The sequence below is a fragment of the Pantoea cypripedii genome (assembly GCF_011395035.1).
GTDB lineage: Bacteria > Pseudomonadota > Gammaproteobacteria > Enterobacterales > Enterobacteriaceae > Pantoea > Pantoea cypripedii_A.
Map to the genome: position 1 here is coordinate 1194287 of NZ_CP024768.1, position 14836 is coordinate 1209122.

Consider the following 14836-nt stretch of genomic DNA (forward strand, 5'->3'; position numbering starts at 1 on the left):
AAAAGGAAAGATAATGAGTAGCGTAGATATTCTCGTTCCCGATTTGCCTGAATCCGTAGCGGACGCAACGGTAGCAACCTGGCATAAAAAACCCGGCGACGCGGTCAGTCGCGATGAAGTGATTGTCGAGATCGAAACCGACAAAGTGGTACTGGAAGTGCCGGCATCGGCCGACGGTGTTCTGGATGCGGTGCTGGAAGATGAAGGTTCAACCGTAACCTCGCGCCAGATCCTCGGCCGTCTGAAAGAAGGCAACAGCAGCGGGAAAGAGACCACCGCGAAAGTGGAGAGCAAGGAATCAACGCCTGCACAGCGTCAGACGGCTTCTCTGGAAGAAGAGAGCAATGACGCACTCAGCCCGGCGATCCGTCGCCTGATCGCTGAGCATGATCTCGATGCCAGCCAGATTAAAGGCAGCGGCGTTGGTGGTCGTATCACGCGTGAAGATGTGGAAAAACATCTGGCGAAGAAACCGGAAGCCAAAGCGGCACCGGCTGCAGCACAACCTGCTGCTGCACCGCAGACAGCGATTGCCAACCGTAGCGAGAAGCGTGTTCCAATGACGCGTCTGCGTAAGCGTGTTGCTGAGCGTCTGCTGGAAGCGAAAAACAGCACCGCAATGCTGACCACCTTCAACGAAATCAACATGAAGCCGATCATGGATCTGCGTAAGCAGTACGGCGATGCCTTCGAGAAGCGTCATGGCGTGCGTCTGGGCTTTATGTCTTTCTATATCAAAGCCGTGGTTGAAGCGCTGAAACGCTTCCCGGAAGTGAATGCTTCCATCGACGGTGAAGACGTGGTGTATCACAACTATTTCGACGTCAGCATCGCGGTATCCACCCCGCGTGGTCTGGTGACGCCGGTGCTGAGAGATGTTGATGCGCTGAGCATGGCTGACATCGAGAAGAAAATTAAAGAACTGGCGGTGAAAGGCCGTGACGGCAAACTGACCGTTGACGAACTGACTGGCGGTAACTTCACCATCACTAACGGCGGTGTCTTCGGTTCGCTGATGTCCACCCCGATCATCAACCCACCGCAGAGCGCGATTCTGGGCATGCACGCTATCAAAGATCGTCCGATGGCGGTGAATGGTCAGGTTGTGGTGCTGCCGATGATGTATCTGGCGCTCTCTTATGATCACCGTCTGATCGATGGCCGCGAGTCTGTCGGTTATCTGGTGGCAGTGAAAGAGATGCTGGAAGATCCGGCGCGTCTGCTGCTGGATGTCTGATTTTCATAGGACGCGGCCTGGTTCAGGGCGCGTCCCAAACTCATTAGTCTTTACTAGACCTAAATGGATAGAACATCATGAACTTACACGAATACCAGGCTAAACAGCTGTTTGCACGGTATGGTATGCCGGCACCGACTGGCTACGCCTGTACTACACCACGTGAAGCAGAAGAAGCCGCATCAAAAATTGGCGCAGGCCCGTGGGTAGTGAAATGTCAGGTTCATGCCGGTGGCCGCGGTAAAGCGGGCGGTGTGAAAGTGGTGAAGAGCAAAGAAGAGATCCGTGCCTTTGCTGAACACTGGCTGGGCAAACGCCTGGTAACCTATCAAACAGACGCCGAAGGTCAGCCGGTAAACCAGATCCTGGTGGAAGCAGCGACTGACATCGATCAGGAACTCTATCTGGGAGCGGTCGTTGACCGTGCCAGCCGCCGCGTGGTCTTTATGGCCTCGACCGAAGGCGGTGTTGAGATTGAGAAAGTCGCGGAAGAGACGCCGCACCTGATCCACAAAATGGCGCTGGATCCGTTAGCCGGTCCGCAGCCGTATCAGGGCCGCGAGCTGGCGTTCAAACTGGGCCTGACCGGTAAACAAGTCAGCCAGTTCACCAAAATCTTCATGGGTCTGGCGACCATGTTCCTGGAACGCGACCTGGCGCTGGTTGAGATCAACCCGCTGGTGGTGACCAAGCAGGGCGATCTGATCTGTCTCGATGGCAAACTGGGTGCCGATGGCAATGCCCTGTTCCGTCAGCCGGAACTGCGTGAAATGCGTGACCCAAGCCAGGAAGATCCGCGTGAAGCGCATGCGACTCAGTGGGAACTGAACTATGTCGCGCTGGAAGGCAACATTGGCTGTATGGTCAACGGTGCGGGTCTGGCGATGGGTACCATGGACATCGTGAAACACCACGGTGGCCAGCCTGCTAACTTCCTTGATGTCGGCGGTGGCGCCACCAAAGAGCGCGTAACTGAAGCCTTCAAAATCATCCTGTCTGACGATGCAGTAAAAGCTGTATTCGTTAACATTTTCGGCGGCATCGTGCGTTGCGACCTGATCGCAGACGGCATCATTGGTGCGGTAGCGGAAGTGGGTGTGAACGTACCGGTGGTGGTACGTCTGGAAGGTAACAACGCCGAGCTGGGCGCTAAGAAACTGGCGGACAGCGGTCTGAACATCATTGCAGCAACCAGCCTGACAGACGCGGCACAGCGTGTTGTTGCTGCTGCGGAGGGTAAATAATGTCCATTTTGATCGACAAAAACACCAAAGTCATTTGCCAGGGTTTCACCGGTGGCCAGGGGACTTTCCACTCTGAGCAGGCGCTGGCCTATGGTACGCAGCTGGTTGGTGGTGTGACCCCAGGTAAAGGCGGCTCCACCCATCTCGGTCTGCCGGTGTTTAACACCGTGCGTGAAGCGGTAGAAGTCACGGGCGCAACCGCCACCGTGATCTACGTTCCGGCTCCGTTCTGCAAAGACGGTATCCTGGAAGCCATCGACGCGGGTATCAAACTGATCATCACCATCACTGAAGGTATCCCGACGCTGGATATGCTGACCGTGAAAGTGAAGCTGGATGAAGCTGGCGTGCGTATGATCGGCCCGAACTGCCCGGGTGTGATCACCCCTGGCGAATGTAAGATCGGTATTATGCCGGGTCACATTCACCTGCCGGGCCGCGTAGGTATCGTGTCACGTTCAGGCACCCTGACTTATGAAGCGGTTAAGCAGACCACTGACATTGGTTACGGCCAGTCAACCTGCGTAGGTATCGGTGGTGACCCGATTCCGGGTTCTAACTTCATCGATATCCTGAAAATGTTCCAGGAAGACCCGCAGACCGAAGCGATCGTGATGATCGGTGAGATCGGCGGTAGCGCTGAAGAAGAAGCGGCTGCTTACATCAAAGAACATGTGACCAAGCCGGTTGTCGGTTATATCGCCGGGGTGACTGCGCCGAAAGGTAAGCGTATGGGTCACGCAGGTGCGATCATCGCCGGTGGCAAAGGCACAGCAGATGAGAAATTTGCTGCGCTGGAAGCGGCTGGTGTGAAAACCGTACGCAGCCTGGCTGATATCGGCGACGCCGTGAAAGAAGTCCTGCCGGCTAAATAAGCTTTTTCTTGCTCAGGCATGAAGCCTTTATCAAAAAAGTGAGTCCTGACAGGACTCACTTTTTTTAGTAAACAGAATCAGCTACATATTCGTGTTATTGAAGATATGACTAGTGAATGACTGATACGATAACCACATTGGTCTTTTCCACCGCACCCACCGCCACTTCTTCTTCTGGCATATTTCCGTGCCAGCACTCTCCCTCTATCGAACAACTGCTTTGCTTTATATAACCAAGTGATTCAAGGTAAGCGCTAATCTTGCTGGTATCGGTCGTGCCATTGAACCTCACCTCATAAATCAGCGCTGCGGGGCCAGAGATGTTTTGAAAAGCGAACTGATAGTTGTCTGATATTCGCGGCATGTTTTTGAGGATGTCAGGTGTAAAGTGTCCATACAGCCTTTTATCCTGTTCGGTGTAATGTGCGCTCCCCTCAAATTCCAGTTTTGTGATCGGCCAGTAGTAAGCAAACACGCCCGCAAGAACCGCCACAATGATTACGATGATGCTGGTAGCGATTTTAAAAGGCTTATTCATCCCATTATGTCCTTCTGCTCCCCATCCTGCATATAATTTCCGTCCGCGGTTGCTATACCCACGTTGCCAGACTTCCAGTCATTATAAGGCCTTATGGTCTGCATAAAGGCAGGCAGTTGACCTAAGCGTGGCCTGGCATGAGGAAATCTTTCTGGATCGGGAAACAAGAGAGGCTGGAAGGTTTCATTTTTCCACGAACCAATTTTGCCGTAATAGTCCCAACGTTTCAGTGCTTCGTCCTTGCTGACGGGGCGTAGCAGTGGGAATGGATTTTGAATCGACATCACGCGATAAAAACCCAGCAGGTCAGAACAGAGATCCTCACCACTAAAGCCGCTGTCAGTGACCAGATTGATAGGGAAGGTGCCCTGAAAGGCCTCAAAGCGTCTGGCTACGGTCATCATCATAGCGAGTGCAATGCTTTGGCGCTCGTGCCAGGGGCGTCCCTTGCGAATACGCCACTTAATGAATTTACCTACACGAAAGACTTGCCTGGGCGATACCATCGACTGAGCATAGCTGACATCGTAGCGCTCCGCGCTCATGGCCTCACCGTGGTTGATTTTGTTCATCAGTGATCTGATGTCATTTCCTCTTGCATGGCCAAGATCCACCCAGCCAAGCACTTCAGTGTAAATCAGCCCAATATTTGCATTTACCGCATCTGAGCCATCAATAATCTCACTCCGTTTACTCATCCTTAAACCCTCAGCATCCTTTCAGCACACCATGTGCGGTTTTCACTTTACTCAAAACAAGTGTTAAGCCGCTGTCCCTTTGGGGGGATAGCGGCTTTTTTACTACCGGTGGTTAAAAGTTCGGTGAATAAGCGACTGTCACCAACACTTCGTTGAGCTGTGGAAAATTACTAAAGCTTACCCTTTCCTGGGGATCACTGCCTCGCCAGCAAGCTCCGCTGACTGAGCAATGGTCGTGTTTGACATACCCAAGAGAAGTCAGGTAAGCGCTAATCTGGCTGGTATCAGTAGTATCGTGAAAGGTGACCGTATGCCCCTGTGATTCTGGACCTGCGACGTTATAAAAGGCGAATTCATAACGGCCAGAGATACGCGGCATTTTTTTCAGAATATCAGGGGTATAAAACTCATACTCTCTTTTATCCTGCTCGGTGTAATGTGCGCTGCCTGCCAGCGACATTTGCATCACTGGCCAGAACCAGGCAAATGTAGCTGTGATAACAAGGGCAATGACAAGGGCTATTTTGAATGACTTCCTCATCCCATCATGTCCTTATCCTGACCGCTCTGGAGGTAATTACCATCGGCGCTGGCGATACAGACATTTCCAGACTTCCAGTCATCGTAGGGTCTGATAGTCTGCATGAAGTTTGGCAGATGGCTTAAGTACGGTTTGGCGTTTGGGAATTTCTTTGGATCGGGGAACAAAAGCGGCTGAAAGGTTTCATTTTTCCAGGTACCTATTTTGCCATAATAATCCCAGCGCTTAAGTGCTTCTTGCTTACTTACCGGTTGCAGCAGAGGAAACGGATTCTGCATACGCATTACCCGGTAAAAACCCAGCAGGTCGGAACAGAGATCCTCGCCACTAAATCCACTATCTGTCACCAGGTTGATAGGAAATGTATCCTGAAAGGCCTCAAAACGCCTGGCTACTGCCATCATCATAGCAAGTGCAATGCTCTGACGCTCTTTATAGGGACGCCCTTTACGCACGCGCCATGTAGCAAATTTGCCCATTCGCAGCATGCGCCACGGGTCAGCCATCGACTGTGAATAAGTTATGTCGTAGCGAGCCGCACTCATGGCTTCACTGTGATTTATTTTATTCATCAATTTCCTGATGTCATCTCCCTTAGCATGGCCGAGGTCCACCCAGCCAAGCACTTCCGTGTAAATCAGCCCATAATCGGCTTTGGCTGCCTCTGAGCCATCAATAATATCACTCCGTTTACTCATCCTTAAATCCTCATCATCCTTTCAGCACACCATGTGCGGCTTCCACTCTACTCAAAACGACAGAAAAGGTGAGGGGTTAAGAACAGGATTGTGATGCTTATCATATCTCATTAAAAGTAATAGAAAATTTTACTTATTTAGGGTTAGAGGAAACGCTAATAGCCCACGCGCGTCAGGTGCATTGCACGAAAAGTTGCCTGATTCGGGGCATGTTTTCCGCTTTTCCACACGCAAAAAGTGGGAAAAGTCCGACGAGGTCAAAATTGGCAGCTATGATTATTTTGTCAGAAGGTAAAGAAGGGCAAATTCGATGGTGTCTGATTGAAAACTAAGAAAGTCTTGCCAGCCGCTTCGTTAAAAAATTATGGCAAAGGTAATTATTTTCTTAATTACGTCATCATCTCATGACAACTAATTAACAATAAGCTCCACAATACATATCTGGAAATTTTATGCGTTAATCCAGATCAACAAATGCTGAGTTATAACAAACTTTACCACTGGCAAAGCGCAACTTAACCGGTTTAAATTGCGCTACATCAATTCAATCTTTTTCACGCATTTTCAGGAGTTTGTGCCAGGCGTTGTTATATCAATTCTGTCGCCTCCTCTCTCACTCCTGTCCGAAACGGATTGTTGCGATACGTTTTCAGGGAATTTTCATCACTGTTACTCGCTCACTTCGGGCAGCAGATTTCTCTGTTCTGTCGGTAACAAAACTGGAATCAATAATCAGTCGTTCCTGACTCTTCTTCTGTACGTCAATGTCTGTTGTTTGCCGTTGTCGCCCGCAGGAAGAGTTCATGCGAGGAGCAAGGAGTCATCATGTTAGATATTGTCGAGCTGTCGCGTTTGCAGTTTGCCCTGACGGCGATGTATCACTTCCTGTTCGTGCCATTAACGCTGGGTATGGCGTTTTTGCTGGCGATCATGGAAACCGTATACGTCCTGACGGGAAAACAGATTTACAAAGATATGACCAAATTCTGGGGCAAGTTGTTTGGCATCAACTTCGCACTCGGTGTCGCAACCGGTCTGACCATGGAATTTCAGTTCGGGACTAACTGGTCTTATTACTCACACTACGTCGGCGATATCTTCGGTGCGCCGCTGGCCATTGAAGGCCTGATGGCGTTCTTCCTCGAATCCACCTTTGTTGGCCTGTTCTTCTTCGGCTGGGATCGTCTCGGTAAGGTACAGCACCTGGCGGTGACCTGGCTGGTGGCTCTCGGTTCGAACATGTCGGCACTGTGGATCCTGGTGGCGAACGGCTGGATGCAAAACCCGATTGCCTCTGAGTTCAATTTTGAAACCATGCGTATGGAGATGGTGAGCTTCTCCGAGCTGGTACTGAACCCGGTAGCGCAGGTGAAATTCGTTCACACCGTAGCAGCGGGCTATACCGCCGGTGCTATGTTCATTCTCGGCATCAGCGCCTGGTATCTGCTGAAAGGCCGTGACATTGCCTTTGCTAAGCGTTCTTTCGCGATTGCAGCCAGCTTCGGTATGGCAGCGGTGCTGTCGGTGATCGTGCTGGGTGACGAATCTGGCTACGAAATGGGTGATGTGCAGAAAACCAAACTGGCTGCTATCGAAGCCGAATGGGAAACCCAACCGGCTCCGGCGTCGTTTACGCTGTTCGGCCTGCCGGATCAGGATGCGCAGCAAAACAGATACGCGATCCAGATACCTTACCTGCTTGGATTGATTGCTACCCGCTCGGTGGATACCCCGGTAACCGGTCTGAAAGAGCTGCTGGCCCAGCATGAAGTGCGTATCCGTAACGGCATGAAAGCTTATGCGCTGCTGAACCAATTACGCGGTGGCAGCCAGGATCCTGCGGTACGTAAAGCGTTCGAGCAAAGCAAACAGGATCTCGGTTACGGTCTGCTGCTGAAACGTTATACCCCGGATGTGGCGAACGCCACCGAAGCGCAGATCCAGAAAGCGACGGCGGATTCAATCCCGCGCGTAGCGCCGCTCTACTTTGCGTTCCGTATCATGGTGTTGTGTGGAATCCTGCTGCTGGCGGTGATTGCACTGTCGTTCTGGAGCGTGATTCGCAATCGTATCGGCAAGTGCCGCTGGCTGCTTAAAGCGGCATTGTACGGCATTCCGCTGCCGTGGATTGCCATCGAATCGGGTTGGTTTGTTGCAGAGTATGGCCGTCAGCCGTGGGCCGTGGGTGAGGTGTTGCCAACGGCGGTCGCGAACTCGTCACTGACGACTGGCGATGTTCTGTTCTCAATGATTCTGATTTGTGGTCTGTACACCCTGTTCCTGGTGGCGGAAATGTATTTGATGTTCAAATTTGCCCGCCTTGGTCCAAGCAGCCTGAAAACCGGCCGCTATCACCATGAGCAGATTGCGGCATCAGCCCAACCGGCGCGTGGATAAGGAGAGCTACCATGTTTGACTATGAAGTATTGCGATTTGTCTGGTGGCTGTTGATCGGCATTCTGCTGGTTGGGTTTGCCGTCACCGAAGGCTTCGACATGGGTGTGGGGATGCTGGTCCGTATTATGGGCCGCTCCGACACGGAACGTCGCGTCATGATTAACACCATTGCCCCGCACTGGGACGGTAACCAGGTGTGGCTGATCACTGCCGGTGGCGCGTTGTTTGCCGCCTGGCCGATGGTCTACGCCGCCGCGTTTTCCGGCTTCTATGTGGCAATGATTCTTGTACTGGCATCATTGTTCTTCCGCCCGGTGGGTTTTGATTACCGCTCCAAGATTGAAGATGTGCGCTGGCGTGGCATGTGGGACTGGGGCATTTTCATCGGCAGCTTTGTCCCGCCGCTGGTGATTGGTGTGGCGTTTGGTAACCTGTTGCAGGGTGTGCCATTCCACGCTGACGAGTATCTGCGCCTGTTCTACACCGGCAACTTCTTCCAGTTGTTAAATCCGTTTGGACTGCTGGCGGGTGTGATCAGCGTGGCCATGTTCCTGACACAGGGCGCCACCTATCTGCAAATGCGTACCACCGGTGAACTGCATGTCCGGGCACGTTCTATCGCGCAGATTGCCGCGTTAGTGATGATGGTGTGCTTCATTCTGGCTGGCGTGTGGGTGAAATACGGTATCGATGGTTACGTGGTGAAAAGCGTTATCGATCACCATGCCGCGTCTAACCCGCTGGGTAAAGATGTGGTGCGTGAAGCCGGTGCCTGGCTGGTGAACTTTGAGCAGACCCCGATTCTGTGGATCTTCCCGATATTGGGTGTGGTCATGCCGCTGCTGACTACTCTGTGCTCACGCATGGAGAAAGGTGCCTGGGCATTTATCTTCTCTTCACTGACGCTGGCAGGTGTGATCATGACCGTGGGCATTGCCATGTTCCCGTTCATCATGCCGTCGAGCACCGTGCCGGGTACCAGCCTGACCATGTGGGATGCGACATCAAGTGTGTTGACGCTGAAGATCATGACTTTTGCCGCCATCATTTTTGTCCCACTCATTCTGCTGTACACCACCTGGTGTTACTGGAAAATGTTTGGTCGCATCACCAAAGAACACGTTGAGAGCAATACGCACTCCCTGTACTGATTAAGGAGCTAGAACATGTGGTATTTTGCCTGGATTCTTGGCACCCTGCTGGCCTGTTCGTTCGGTGTGATCGCGGCACTGGCGCTGGAGCGTGCTGAAGAGAGCGCAGCGAAAGGCGATAAAGCCTGATGCGCCAACTGTTTCAGACCTTGTATCGTCTGATGGATAAAGGCCCGTTACGGGCCTTTTCACTGTTACTGGCCTTATGGCTGGCGGGATGTGTGTTCTGGGATCCGTCGCGCTTTGCGGCAAAAACCAGCGCACTTTCGGTCTGGCATGGTGCGGTACTGATTTGGGCGGTGTGTACCGGCGTGATTCACGGCACGGGGTTCCGTCCACGTCGGTTACGCTGGCAAGCATTCTTCACACCCTTACCGGCGATGATTGTCCTGCTGGCGGGGATTATCTGGTTCTATCGTTAAGTCCCCGGTCAGGACAAATTCAGTCCATTTATTGTCGTTATTTCAGGCGCTGATGTGAGTATTTGTCAGCGTCTGGTCAAGAAATCTGCCAAAAATCCTTCCGGTTGTTACCGTCTGATAATTATTTTCTCGGGGCGTCAGCGGGCCATTCCCAAGCCGATCTCACTTGCGTATAGTAGCAACGTTTAAAATGATACCGGGATGTAGAGTGAGTACAACGCTGTTTCGCTGGCCGGTTCGGGTCTATTACGAAGATACCGACGCCGGTGGTGTGGTTTATCACGCCAGCTATATCGCTTTCTATGAACGAGCACGTACCGAAATGTTGCGCCAGCACCATTTCAATCAACAGACCTTGCTGGAACAGCAAATCTGTTTTGTGGTGCGGCGTATGACGGTGGACTATCTTGCGGCAGCACGTCTTGATGATCTTCTGGAAATCCAGAGTGAAGTGACTTCAATGACGCGTGCCACCATGACGTTCTCTCAGCGTATCGTGAATGCAGAAGGCAAAGTGCTCAATGAAGCAGAAGTCCTGATTGCCTGCATCAACCCACATCTAATGAAGCCGATTGCGCTTCCCAAGTCTATTGTCGCGGAGTTCAAGCAGTGACTGACATGAATATTCTTGATTTGTTCCTGAAGGCAAGCCTTCTGGTCAAACTTATCATGTTGATTTTGATCGGCTTTTCTATTGCCTCATGGGCAATCATTATCCAGCGCACCCGCATTCTGAATGCTGCCGGGCGTGAAGCCGAAGCGTTTGAAGATAAATTCTGGTCAGGTATCGAACTGTCTCGTCTTTATCAGGAGAGCCAGGGGCGTCGTGACGAGCTGAACGGCTCTGAGCAGATTTTCTATTCCGGGTTTAAAGAGTTTGCGCGTCTGCACCGTGCTAACAGCCACGCGCCGGAAGCGGTGGTAGAAGGTGCCAGCCGTGCGATGCGGATTTCGATGAACCGTGAGCTGGAAGCACTGGAAAACCATATTCCTTTCCTTGGCACCGTCGGTTCCATCAGCCCGTACATCGGTCTGTTTGGTACGGTGTGGGGGATCATGCATGCCTTTATCGCTCTGGGTGCCGTGAAGCAGGCGACGTTGCAGATGGTCGCACCGGGTATCGCCGAAGCGCTGATCGCCACGGCAATCGGTCTGTTTGCCGCCATTCCAGCGGTGATGGCGTACAACCGTCTGAACCAGCGCGTCAATAAGCTGGAGCAGGGTTACGACAACTTTATGGAAGAGTTCACGGCTATCCTGCATCGTCAGGCTTTCTCCACCGACAACACGAAGTAAGTCGAGGTAAACGATGGCCAGAACCCGTGGTCGCGCTCGCCGCGATCTTAAGTCTGAAATCAACATCGTTCCGCTGCTGGACGTGCTGCTGGTGCTGTTGCTGATCTTTATGGCAACCGCGCCGATCATTACCCAAAGTGTGGAAGTGGATCTGCCGGATGCAACCGACTCGAAGACGGTCTCCAGCGATGATAATCCGCCGGTGATTGTTGAAGTTGCGGGGGTAGGGCAGTACAGCCTGGTGGTGGATCACGATCGTATGAATCAGCTCCCGCCTGAGCAGGTGGTGAGCGAAGCACAGCGCCGACTGGAAGCGAATCCGAAGACGGTCTTCCTGATCGGTGGCGCAAAAGACGTGCCTTACGACGAAATCATCAAGGCGCTTAACCTGCTGCATCAGGCTGGCGTGAAATCTGTCGGTTTGATGACGCAGCCGATTTAAAGCGAACCGTTTTTGGGAACCGAGAGTGTCGAAGGCAACCGAGCAAAACGAGAAGTTAAAACGCGCGATAATCATTTCGGTGATTCTGCACATCGTGTTGATCGCCTTGCTGGTCTGGAGCTCGTTTAACGAAAAAGTTGAATCCAGCGGTGGCGGCGGCGGTAGCGATATCGACGCGGTGATGGTGGACCCGGGTGCCGTGGTCGATCAATACAACCGTCAGCAGAATCAACAGAGCGATAGCCAGCGTGCCGAGCAGCAGCGTCAAAAGCAGGCGCAGCAGCAGGCAGAAGAGTTGCAGCAGAAGCAGGCCGCCGAACAACAGCGTCTGAAAGAGCTGGAGAAGGAACGTCTGCAGGCGCAACAGGATGCCAAAGAGCAGGCGAAACAGCAGGCTGAACAGCAGAAAGCGGCTGAAGCGGCGGCGAAGCAGGCGCAGGAAGAACAGAAAGCAGCGGAAGCCGCAGCAGCTAAAGCCAAAGCCGATGCCAAAGCGCAGGCGGATGCCCAGGCGAAAGCCGCAGCGGATGCTAAGCAGAAGGCGGAAGAGCAGGCGAAACAGGCTGCGGCTGAAGCGAAGAAGCAGGCTGATCAGGAAGCGAAAGCGGCAGCAGCCGAGGCAGCGAAAGAAAAAGCGGTTCAGGAAGCGAAAGCGGCCGCTCAGGCGAAAGCCAAAGCGGATGCGGAAGCCAAAGCGCAGGCAGCGGCAGATGCGAAGGCGAAAGCCGCGCAGGAAGCCAAAGAGCAAGCCGCCGAAGCAGCAAAAGAAAAAGCCGCCGAAGCAGCGAAAGAGAAGGCCGAAGCGAAAGCTGAAGCAGCGGCGAAAGCCAAAGCGGATGCCGCAGCGAAAGCCAAAGCCGCAGCGGATGCGAAGAAGAAAGCCGCAGCCGAAGCCGCGAAGAATGAAAACGCTGTTGACGATCTGCTGGGTGGTCTCTCATCCGGTAAGAATGCACCGAAAAGTGGTAACGCTGCCGCTTCCAGTGGTGGTGCAGCGGGACAAGGTAATCAGAAGAAAGCCGGAGCCTCGGGAGCCGAAATTAACTCCTATATGGGCCAGGTTGTGGCGGCGATTCAGAGTCGTTTCTATGATGCCGATTCATACAAAGGTAAAGAGTGTAACCTGCGCATCAAGCTGGCCCCGGATGGCTTTCTGACTAATGTGACGGCGGAGGGCGGCGACCCGGCATTGTGCCAGGCGGCGATCGCGGCGGCTAAACAGGCACATATACCGAAGCCACCTTCACAGGCGGTGTATGAAGTGTTCAAAAACGCACCAATGGTTTTCAAACCGCAGTAATGCAGTAACAAACGGCAGGTTGATCTAAGGTTAGCTTGCCGTACTCTATGAGTACCCGTGTTTTTTCAGGAACAGTGCGAATTATCATGAACTCAGGTTCAGATAAGGGAGAAAAGATGAAGCAGGCACTTCGTGTAACCTTAGGTTTTTTTGTACTGCTGTGGGCGGCGATGCTGCACGCGGAAGTACGCATTGAAATTACGCAGGGCGTGAATACTGCGCGTCCTATTGGTGTGGTTCCTTTCCAGTGGGCCGGTCCTGGCGCTGCACCAGAAGATATTGGTGGCATCGTCGCAGCAGACTTGCGCAACAGCGGTAAATTTAATCCGCTGGATCGCTCGCGTCTGCCGCAACAGCCGACCAGCGCGCAGCAGGTTCAGCCTGCCGCCTGGAGCGCACTGGGTATTGATGCCGTAGTGGTGGGTCAGGTCACCCCGAACCCGGATGGCAGCTACCAGATCGCCTATCAGCTGGTGGATACCGGTGGTGCACCGGGTACGGTACTGGCGCAGAACTCTTACAAAGTGACGAAGCAGTGGTTGCGCTATGCCGCACACACCGCCAGTGACGAAGTGTTCGAGAAGCTGACCGGTATCAAAGGCGCCTTCCGCACGCGTATCGCCTATGTGGTGCAGACCAACGGCGGTCAGTTCCCGTATGAGCTGCGCGTATCGGATTACGATGGCTACAACCAGTTTGTGGTTCACCGTTCTCCAGAGCCGCTGATGTCGCCAACCTGGTCTCCAGATGGCAGCAAACTGGCTTATGTAACCTTTGAAAGTGGCAAATCTGCGCTGGTTATCCAGACGCTGGCTAACGGCGCTATTCGTCAGGTTGCTTCTTTCCCGCGTCATAACGGCGCACCGGCCTTCTCGCCGGATGGTTCTAAACTGGCTTTCGCCCTGTCGAAAACCGGTAGCCTGAACCTGTATGTGATGGATCTGGCATCAGGTCAGATTCGTCAGATCACTGATGGCCGTTATAACAGCACTGAGCCGACCTGGTTCCCGGATAGCCAGACACTGGCCTATACCTCAGACCAGGCGGGTGCGCCTCAGATTTACAAAATTGGCATTAACGGCGGTGCGGCACAACGTATTACCTGGGAAGGTTCTCAGAACCAGGATGCGGACGTGTCAGCCGACGGTAAAACGATGGTGATGATTAGCAGCGCCGGTGGCGCTCAGCACGTCGCCAAACAGGATCTGGAAACGGGAGCCGTTCAAACGTTAACGGACACGTTCCTGGATGAGACGCCAAGTCTGGCTCCTAACGGCACGATGGTAATCTATAGCTCTACTCAGGGGATGGGTTCCGTGTTGCAGTTGGTTTCAACCGATGGGCGTTTCAAAGCGCGTCTTCCGGCAACTGATGGACAGGTAAAATCACCTGCCTGGTCGCCGTATCTGTGATGCATCTATCCCCCGCTGAGGTGGGGGGTAAATATGTATGGCAAACAATATAATAGGATAAAGAAATGCAACTGAACAAAGTGCTGAAGGGTTTGATGCTGGCTCTGCCGGTTATCGCAGTGGCTGCATGTAGCTCTCACAAAAACAACAACAATGACCAGACTGGTATGGGTGCTGATGGCGCTAACGGTTCTGGCATGAACAGCGGCAACATGTCTTCTGACGAGCAAGCGCGTCTGCAGATGCAGCAGCTGCAGCAGAACAACATCGTTTACTTCGGTCTGGACAAGTATGACGTGCAATCTGAGTACGCTCAGATGCTGGATCAGCACGCTGCTTTCCTGCGTAGCAACCCGTCATACAAAGTGACCATCGAAGGTCACGCGGATGAGCGCGGTACGCCGGAATACAACATCGCCCTGGGCGAGCGTCGTGCTACCGCAGTTAAAATGTACCTGCAGGGTAAAGGCGTGTCAGCTGATCAGATGTCTATCGTTTCTTACGGTAAAGAGAAGCCGGCAGTTCTGGGTCACGACGAAGCGGCTTACGCTAAAAACCGTCGTGCCGTTCTGGTTTACTAAGATA

Annotated in this window: 17 protein-coding genes; 13 read left to right on the plus strand and 4 right to left on the minus strand. The window is 52.9% G+C overall.

Features of this window, described 5'->3' with window-relative positions; genetic code table 11:
• Positions 1–13 precede the first annotated feature (13 nt).
• The 3 genes from odhB (at position 14) to sucD (ending at position 3356) form a co-directional block, all read left to right on the plus strand.
• On the plus strand, positions 14–1237 hold the full coding sequence (odhB, locus tag CUN67_RS05510; protein ID WP_208714338.1) for a 2-oxoglutarate dehydrogenase complex dihydrolipoyllysine-residue succinyltransferase: 1224 nt from the start codon (positions 14–16) through the stop codon (positions 1235–1237).
• A 77-nt stretch (positions 1238–1314) separates the two neighbouring features.
• Complete coding sequence (gene sucC, locus CUN67_RS05515; protein ID WP_208714339.1) at positions 1315–2481, plus strand: ADP-forming succinate--CoA ligase subunit beta; 1167 nt, start codon at positions 1315–1317, stop codon at positions 2479–2481.
• Entirely contained in the window at positions 2481–3356 is an 876-nt protein-coding gene (gene sucD / locus CUN67_RS05520; RefSeq protein WP_208714340.1) for a succinate--CoA ligase subunit alpha, read from the plus strand. The genes sucC and sucD overlap by 1 nt, the downstream gene beginning before the upstream one ends.
• Positions 3357–3465: 109 nt before the next feature.
• Here the strand turns inward: sucD and CUN67_RS05525 are convergent, their stop codons facing one another.
• The 4 genes from CUN67_RS05525 to CUN67_RS05540 form a co-directional block, all read right to left on the minus strand.
• Positions 3466–3894 carry a hypothetical protein gene (locus CUN67_RS05525; RefSeq protein WP_208714341.1) on the minus strand — a complete coding sequence of 143 codons (429 nt, stop codon included), beginning with the start codon at positions 3892–3894 and terminating at the stop codon, positions 3466–3468.
• On the minus strand, positions 3891–4592 hold the full coding sequence (locus CUN67_RS05530) for a hypothetical protein (RefSeq protein WP_208714342.1): 702 nt from the start codon (positions 4590–4592) through the stop codon (positions 3891–3893). Before CUN67_RS05530 ends, CUN67_RS05525 begins: the two co-directional genes overlap by 4 nt.
• A gap of 112 nt (positions 4593–4704) precedes the next feature.
• The gene (locus CUN67_RS05535; protein ID WP_208714343.1) at positions 4705–5133 is read right to left on the minus strand and encodes a hypothetical protein; all 429 of its coding nucleotides are present in this window, start codon (positions 5131–5133) and stop codon (positions 4705–4707) included.
• Positions 5130–5831 carry a hypothetical protein gene (locus CUN67_RS05540; RefSeq protein WP_208714344.1) on the minus strand — a complete coding sequence of 234 codons (702 nt, stop codon included), beginning with the start codon at positions 5829–5831 and terminating at the stop codon, positions 5130–5132. The genes CUN67_RS05535 and CUN67_RS05540 overlap by 4 nt, the downstream gene beginning before the upstream one ends.
• Positions 5832–6656: 825 nt before the next feature.
• Here CUN67_RS05540 and cydA point away from each other — a divergent pair.
• The 10 genes from cydA to pal all read left to right on the plus strand — a co-directional run bounded on the left by cydA (position 6657) and on the right by pal (position 14832).
• Positions 6657–8228 (plus strand): cytochrome ubiquinol oxidase subunit I, encoded by a 1572-nt coding sequence (cydA, locus tag CUN67_RS05545; RefSeq protein WP_208714345.1) that lies wholly within the window; start codon positions 6657–6659, stop codon positions 8226–8228.
• 11 nt (positions 8229–8239) lie between these two features.
• Positions 8240–9379: a cytochrome d ubiquinol oxidase subunit II gene (gene cydB / locus CUN67_RS05550; RefSeq protein WP_208714346.1), complete on the plus strand. Its 1140-nt coding sequence runs from the start codon at positions 8240–8242 to the stop codon at positions 9377–9379.
• A 15-nt stretch (positions 9380–9394) separates the two neighbouring features.
• Positions 9395–9508 (plus strand): cytochrome bd-I oxidase subunit CydX, encoded by a 114-nt coding sequence (gene cydX / locus CUN67_RS05555; RefSeq protein WP_084873526.1) that lies wholly within the window; start codon positions 9395–9397, stop codon positions 9506–9508.
• A complete protein-coding gene (ybgE, locus tag CUN67_RS05560) occupies positions 9508–9801 on the plus strand; it encodes a cyd operon protein YbgE (protein ID WP_208714347.1) in 294 nt (97 codons plus the stop codon). Before cydX ends, ybgE begins: the two co-directional genes overlap by 1 nt.
• 190 nt (positions 9802–9991) lie before the next feature.
• Positions 9992–10414, plus strand: coding sequence for a tol-pal system-associated acyl-CoA thioesterase (gene ybgC, locus CUN67_RS05565; RefSeq protein ID WP_439332271.1), 423 nt, complete (start codon positions 9992–9994; stop codon positions 10412–10414).
• The gene (gene tolQ, locus CUN67_RS05570; RefSeq protein ID WP_013508309.1) at positions 10411–11097 is read left to right on the plus strand and encodes a Tol-Pal system protein TolQ; all 687 of its coding nucleotides are present in this window, start codon (positions 10411–10413) and stop codon (positions 11095–11097) included. Before ybgC ends, tolQ begins: the two co-directional genes overlap by 4 nt.
• Before the next feature lie 13 nt (positions 11098–11110).
• Positions 11111–11539, plus strand: coding sequence for a colicin uptake protein TolR (tolR, locus tag CUN67_RS05575; RefSeq protein WP_208714349.1), 429 nt, complete (start codon positions 11111–11113; stop codon positions 11537–11539).
• 25 nt (positions 11540–11564) lie between these two features.
• Positions 11565–12839, plus strand: coding sequence for a cell envelope integrity protein TolA (gene tolA, locus CUN67_RS05580; protein WP_208714350.1), 1275 nt, complete (start codon positions 11565–11567; stop codon positions 12837–12839).
• 116 nt (positions 12840–12955) lie between these two features.
• On the plus strand, positions 12956–14251 hold the full coding sequence (tolB, locus tag CUN67_RS05585) for a Tol-Pal system beta propeller repeat protein TolB (RefSeq protein ID WP_084873531.1): 1296 nt from the start codon (positions 12956–12958) through the stop codon (positions 14249–14251).
• Positions 14252–14316: 65 nt separating this feature from the next.
• Positions 14317–14832: a peptidoglycan-associated lipoprotein Pal gene (gene pal / locus CUN67_RS05590; RefSeq protein ID WP_084873532.1), complete on the plus strand. Its 516-nt coding sequence runs from the start codon at positions 14317–14319 to the stop codon at positions 14830–14832.
• Positions 14833–14836: the final 4 nt, after the last annotated feature.